This window comes from Alkalibacterium sp. 20 (assembly GCF_001885615.1).
Lineage (GTDB): Bacteria > Bacillota > Bacilli > Lactobacillales > Carnobacteriaceae_A > Alkalibacterium.
The window spans coordinates 1-5,996 of record NZ_LSRN01000064.1 but is presented as its reverse complement, the minus strand read 5'-3'; the positions used below and the strand labels follow the sequence as shown (position 1 = coordinate 5,996).

Here is a 5,996-nt window from a genome sequence, read left to right as displayed (position 1 = left end):
ATTGTAAATACATGTGGGCGTTTAATTTTAACTTTGTGATTTCTTTTTTTTAAAATCGAAAAGTGTTTGATCCGATTTTTTTATTTAAACTAAATGTATAAAAAAATAGTCTAGGCGAGTGATTTATGCCAAAAATACTAAGCTCAATTGTCACCATTTTTTTAATTTTTACAAGCCTCATGTTACTTATATCTTTGATCTTTGACGGGTTTGTTTTTAATTTACTGCCGCTATTACTGCTAGGTTCAATTGTTTAATTAGCGTTGTCTCTCTACGCCCAATCAAAAGAACAACAGGCAACCTCAAAAAAATCCTAGCCAATAGTAAGGTCTTTTCTTTTTTTTGAGATTTCATTAAAGAATGCCGTTCGTTAAACGTGCCTTAAATCGTTTTTAAGCCATATTTAAATTTAATTGAGGGAAATGTGTGTCCAACGGGGTAAAATCTGTTAGACATGCTTTTTTTGCGTTTAAAAGGGTATCTCCAGCTGGCTAGCTCTCCTTTTTTTGTTTTTTGTGCTTTTGGGTATGTAGGGCTTGCCCTGCACGAACGTAGTGAGCAGTAACAAAATGGTGTCCTTACGCTAGGTTAACCAAAAGCGACGTCTTAACTTTTTAATCCGGTCCCAGGGTGGCTTGCTAACGGAGCGGAGCGACTTCTTTTTTTCTTTGATCTTTCAAACTATTTTTTGGCTTGCGGAGCAAGGTTACATTTCTTCTTTAAGATTTTATCTTTTTTTATAATTTGTTTTTATAGCTTAACCAATTTAGAATACACACGCGTTTAAGATTAACTGTTATGATTAACTGCTAAGATTAACTGCTAAGATTAACTGCTAGGGTCTGGCTATCTCTTGTGGCTGTAAGTGAAACGAGAGGGTACTAGTAACACTTTTGCAGGGTACTAGTAACACTTTTGCAGAGTACTAGTAACACTTTTGCAGAGTACTAGTAACACTTTTGCAGAGTACTAGTAACACTTTTTTTTGAATGTTTCCCTTAACAGTGGTATCTTATTAGTAACATAAAAGAAGAGGTGTTATCGTGAGTAATGATATTGTTCGATATAACAATGGTTTCAATACCGTTCCCTTAAGACAGTTCACTCCTGTAGAGATGGATATTTTCTGGTCTATTTGTTCTAAAATGAAGCGAAAAGGAACACAAGAAACTACATACGATTTTGAAGTCTTTCAAGAACTATCAAATTACAAAAGAGACAGCATAGAGAGCTTCTATACTGCTCTAAAATCATTCTCTGATAAGTTAGGTTCTTTAACTTATCAATTTGAAAATATTGATGAATTTGAACAACTTTGGTTGTTTCAAAGATTTTATATCAATAAAAAACAAGGAACTATAACTATTCAAGCTAGTGAGCGTTTTGAATTTATCTTAAATTCGATAGGTTCAAATTTTACTAGATTTGAATTAGAAAATATTACAAAATTATCTAGTGGATATACTAAAGAACTATATAGACAATTAATGTCACATAGAGATAACAAGTTTCGTAAAGGTGCTTGGTTTGTTAAAATTGATGATTTTAGACTAGCTTTATCCATTCCAAAAAGTTATCAAATGTCCAATATTGACGTGCGGATATTTAATCAAGCCGAAAAAGAGTTTACAATACCAGATGAATATGGAATTGTAATCTTTTCAAAATTTGAAGTAGAAAAAGTAAAGACTCGAAAAGGAAATAAAATTCAATCTTTTAGAATCTTTTTTGAGGAGCCTAAAATTAATCAAGTACCTTTAAATAATTGGTTAGAAAACAAATAAAAAGCTATCCATAGGAGAGTCTCCATGAGTAAAAAAACGATCAAAGAATTAGCCGAAGAAATAGGCGTCAGTAAAACAGCGATCTCAAAAAAAGTAACAGAAAAACAAAAAAAAACTTGGTTTGCGAAAATCGGAAACCAGTTTGTAATTAATGAAGAAGGTCAAAAAGCTATCAGAGCAATGTTTGAACCGGTTAAAAATAACCAGTCACAAACTCAATCGCAAACCAGTTGGCGAAATAACGCAAACCAAGTTGGCGATTTAGAATTCTATCAAAAACAACTTTTGGCAAAAGATGGCCAAATTGATATGCTTCAAAAATTGCTGAAAGACCAACAAAATCTATTGGATCAACAACAACGGCTTACCCTACAAACCAACAAACAAATCGAGCAATTACAACTAGAATTTTCTAAAAGTCCCGCAGAAAATTCAAACAAAAAAGAAGAAATCGCAAACCCAGATATGCAAAACGTTGCTAATGCTGCAAGTAAAGAAAAGACTGATATAGACACTCTACAAACCAAAAAAGGGTTCTTCAGTCGCTTATTTAGTAATGACTAACAGTCAATCGTATCGATGTTTAATTTGAAATCGTGTATTGAACGAAAGGAAAGAAAAGGAACCCCTGATTAAAGGGATTCTGGATACACGATTTTTTTGCTGTTCCTTAGCTTGGTGGCCCTTCATGGACTTATGGGAGACGAGCACGAATAGTTAGCCCAGGAAATCAGTAAAATATGAACAAACAGTATACTGAAGCATTTTAATTTATTTTAATAGAGAATGAAAGAAGGGATTTTATGAGATCATCTTTTAAAAATGTTTCCATAGGGTCTATTTCCCTAATAATTATATCCATCTTGATCCTATCCGCTATATTTTCTGTTATTGTAACACCTGTTATACCAGATTCTTATAGCTTGTTTTTTGGATTTTTTATAGACCTTTTGTTTTATTTTACTGTGCTGTTAGTTTCTATATTTCAAATTCATAAAAACAAAATTAATTTGTCTCATATAATAGGACAAAAAAAAATACAGTTGAAGAATATGCTATATTTTTTGTCGCTCTTATTACTAGGAACTATAGTGTCGGTATCTAGTATATTTTTTTTACTTCGTTTACTGCTTTTATTTCCCGGGGGAGTTGGATACTTTGAACTTATCTCCGCAGAATTGGATTATACTTCTCCAATTCTTCCTCCCTTTCTCTTAAGGTTCATACTGGGGGTCCTGGTTGGTCCTTTTGTAGAAGAGTTTTTATTTAGAGGAATTTTATTAAATAAGTGGTCAGAGCGTTTTGGAATTAAAAAAGCAATTTTACTTTCATCTTTATTGTTCATGGTTCTTCACATCAACAGCTTCTTTATTCCACAATTTATTCTAGGAATTTTATTAGCTATTATATACGTTAAGACAAAAAAACTGATTTATCCTTTTTTATTGCACAGTATAAATAATTTCATAGTTTTGCTCATAGATTATATTCCTTTGGATAATGAGCCTAGTTTGGTTGAAACCGAAACAAGCTTATTGGTTTCCTCCTTAAATATATTTAGTGTTACTTTTTTTATAAGTCTCCTTGTGCTCAGTATACTTATTATCAGATATTCAAAAAATATAAAAAATGAACTTACACCTTTTGAGTTTAATAAGGATAGAGAGAACAAAATTTTATAAATTAAATGCTCTCCTTTGTGTCCAAGTACTCAAATAAATCTTAACCGCGCTATTTAGTCTAATTATTACATTGGAAATATCTCATTTTTTTTTGGAGGTTTTGTACTACGAGTTCATCTAAACGCTTATTAAGTGCTCTATTTCCCTCCTGGTGAGGTTCTGGTTGCTTACTTAGTCCTACGCTTTTCTTAATCGTTCTTAATCGTTGATGGATTTTCGACAACAACTTATCAATCGCTTTGTTTAGCGTATTTAAGGCTTTTTCAAAGGTGTTTGGGATGTACTCTTTGCCATCAACGAGGTACGTCTTCCAGCGTTCACTCGCTCCGCTTCGTGAGTATCGACTGATCCCTACGGGTCTATTGTCGATACCAAAACCAATAAAAAACACGCCCCCTTCGCTTTTCAGCAGGGGGCGTGTTTTTTATTTTTTATCATTGAGCCAATCATGCATAGGAACGGGTTCGATTTCTTCATCGCCTAATTGACCTTCAAACCATTCATCTGCTTTATCATATTTCCCATCAATCCATTTGCCAGTTTTCTCAGGAGTAAAAGTAAAAATGTAACTTTTTACAGGGTTCCCACGGGTGTCGGCTTTCACTTTTTTAATCTTTAAATTTTTAAAGAAGGGCGGCAGTTCTTTCATAACGGGCGTTATAATGTTTTTTTCTATGTGGCTTGGTCCGTAGTAATCGGGAGTATCCAACAATTTTTTAAATTGTTCTAGAGAAAATTCAACTTTACCGATTGTTCGCCATTGTTTAAGTAAACGATAGACCGTTTTTGCATAAGTAGAGCGAATTTGAGTAAACTCTGTTAACTCATAAACAGTAAATTCACTCTCTAATTTATTAATAATATAATCAAATTTATCTGTCACCCTTACGATCAATTTCATATCGCTAAGATCATCGGTCCAAGTTGCATCAAAATCGCTAAAAAGGTTCATTAGCCGAAATCTATTGGTTGTTTTTTCGATGTAATGAATCTTAGCAACGTTGGTAATCAAACCCTCAATTGATTCCGAAAAGCGTTTGTTATGTTTTATTGAAGAACGAGCCAACCCTTTTAGCTGGTATTTATTAAATACAACTTCTTCTGTGCAATCATTTCTTAATTTAGCAATGATTACAAAGAAAAAATCCATTTCTTCTCTTGTCCATTTTCTCATCGGAATTGTATTTAAGTCATTGTGATGTTTTACAACCTCATTCGCCATATAAAAACCCCTCTAAATAATTTGTTTTTATCATACCTTATTTAGCTTATAAAAACAATATAGAGGTTTTTATAAGTGACATTTTGTTTTTATAACAGTGACATTTTGTTTTTATGAAGTGACATTTTGTTTTTATGAAGTGACATTTTGTTTTTATAACGTCCGTTATCAGGCTCAACCACGCGGTTTATAGAACCCCTAAACATCTCTTTAAACATCTCTTTAAACATGTTGTATCACTGTTAAACAATTCCTTCCGAAAAAACACCTGAATATCTCCCTTAGGTTTTTCCCTGAAATTTGCTGGTGAAACAAAAAGCCAATCAAAAAATATCGATACTTTAAATTTATTCTCTTGGTTGTCCTTCTTTACGGGTTCGACATCAGATCGGAATAAAAGAAGTCGCTCCGCTCCGTTAGCAAGCCACCATGGCCGTATTAGAAAACTAAGACGTCGCTTTTGGTTAACCTAGCGTAAGGATACCATTTGGTTACTGCTCACTACGTTCGTGCAGGGCAAGCCCTACATACCCAAAATCAGAAAAAAATAAAAAAAGGATAGCTACCCAGTTGGATATACCCGTTTAAGCGCAAAAAAAGCATGTCTAACAGATTTCACCCCATTGGACACACATTTCCCTCAATTGATTTTAAACGTGGCTTAAAAACGATTTAGAGCACGTTTAACGACTGGCTCCCTTTAATAAAATATCAAAAAAAAAAGTACCTAACTATTTACTAGGATTTTTTTGAGGTTGCCTGTTTTTCTTTTGATTGGGCGTATAGAGACAACGCTAATGAAAAAATTGAACCTATGCAGTAATAGCTTAAGTAACATGACGCGTGTAAAAATTAAAAAAATGTGACAATTGCGCTTAGTATTTTTGGTATAAATCACTCGCCTAGACTATTTTTTTATACATTTAGTTTAAATCAAAAAATCGGATCAAACACTTTTCGATTTAAAAAAACAGGAATCACAAAGTTAAAATTAAACGCGCACATGTATTTACAATTCCGTCGTGTGTTTTAAAACAAAAAGTAGTTGAAGTTAGATTGATCCAGCTTCAACTACTTTTTGTTTATTGTGTGAAAAAGCGCTTCGCAATTTTAAAAATTCGGTTCACTCATTTGAAAAGAAATCGAAGAAAAAAAGAAAATTTAAAAACAGCCGTAAAAATAAACTGAAAGTTAGGTGTTTCTAGGAAGAGCATAAAGAGATTCTGGCGCCACTCGTTTTTTCGCACTGCTCCAAAACGTTGACGTGTCAGGCTGTGCCTGACGAATCTTAATAAAAAAAAGTGGCGC

Annotated in this window: 4 protein-coding genes; 3 read left to right on the top strand and 1 reads right to left on the bottom strand. The window is 33.1% G+C overall.

Going from position 1 to position 5,996, the window contains the following annotated elements:
- Window positions 1-1,043 precede the first annotated feature (1,043 nt).
- From AX762_RS10220 to AX762_RS10210, 3 genes are all read left to right on the top strand, one after another.
- The gene (locus tag AX762_RS10220; protein ID WP_071849036.1) at window positions 1,044-1,784 is read left to right on the top strand and encodes a replication initiation protein; all 741 of its coding nucleotides are present in this window, start codon (window positions 1,044-1,046) and stop codon (window positions 1,782-1,784) included.
- 24 nt (window positions 1,785-1,808) lie between these two features.
- Entirely contained in the window at window positions 1,809-2,348 is a 540-nt protein-coding gene (locus AX762_RS10215; protein WP_256244737.1) for a DUF536 domain-containing protein, read from the top strand.
- Between the two features lie 239 nt (window positions 2,349-2,587).
- Window positions 2,588-3,466 (top strand): CPBP family intramembrane glutamic endopeptidase, encoded by an 879-nt coding sequence (locus tag AX762_RS10210; RefSeq protein WP_071849035.1) that lies wholly within the window; start codon window positions 2,588-2,590, stop codon window positions 3,464-3,466.
- Window positions 3,467-3,890: 424 nt separating this feature from the next.
- On the opposite strand, the gene AX762_RS10200 is transcribed toward AX762_RS10210, so the two are convergent.
- Entirely contained in the window at window positions 3,891-4,688 is a 798-nt protein-coding gene (locus AX762_RS10200; RefSeq protein ID WP_071849033.1) for a replication initiation protein, read from the bottom strand.
- Window positions 4,689-5,996 lie beyond the last annotated feature (1,308 nt).

What these genes read in the sequence shown, in the direction of transcription:
- AX762_RS10215 (WP_256244737.1), top strand. Translation starts at nt 1,809, where the DNA reads ATGAGTAAAAAAACGATCAAAGAATTAGCCGAAGAAATAGGCGTCAGT.
- AX762_RS10210 (WP_071849035.1), top strand. Translation starts at nt 2,588, where the DNA reads ATGAGATCATCTTTTAAAAATGTTTCCATAGGGTCTATTTCCCTAATA.
- AX762_RS10200 (WP_071849033.1), bottom strand. Translation starts at nt 4,688, where the DNA reads ATGGCGAATGAGGTTGTAAAACATCACAATGACTTAAATACAATTCCG.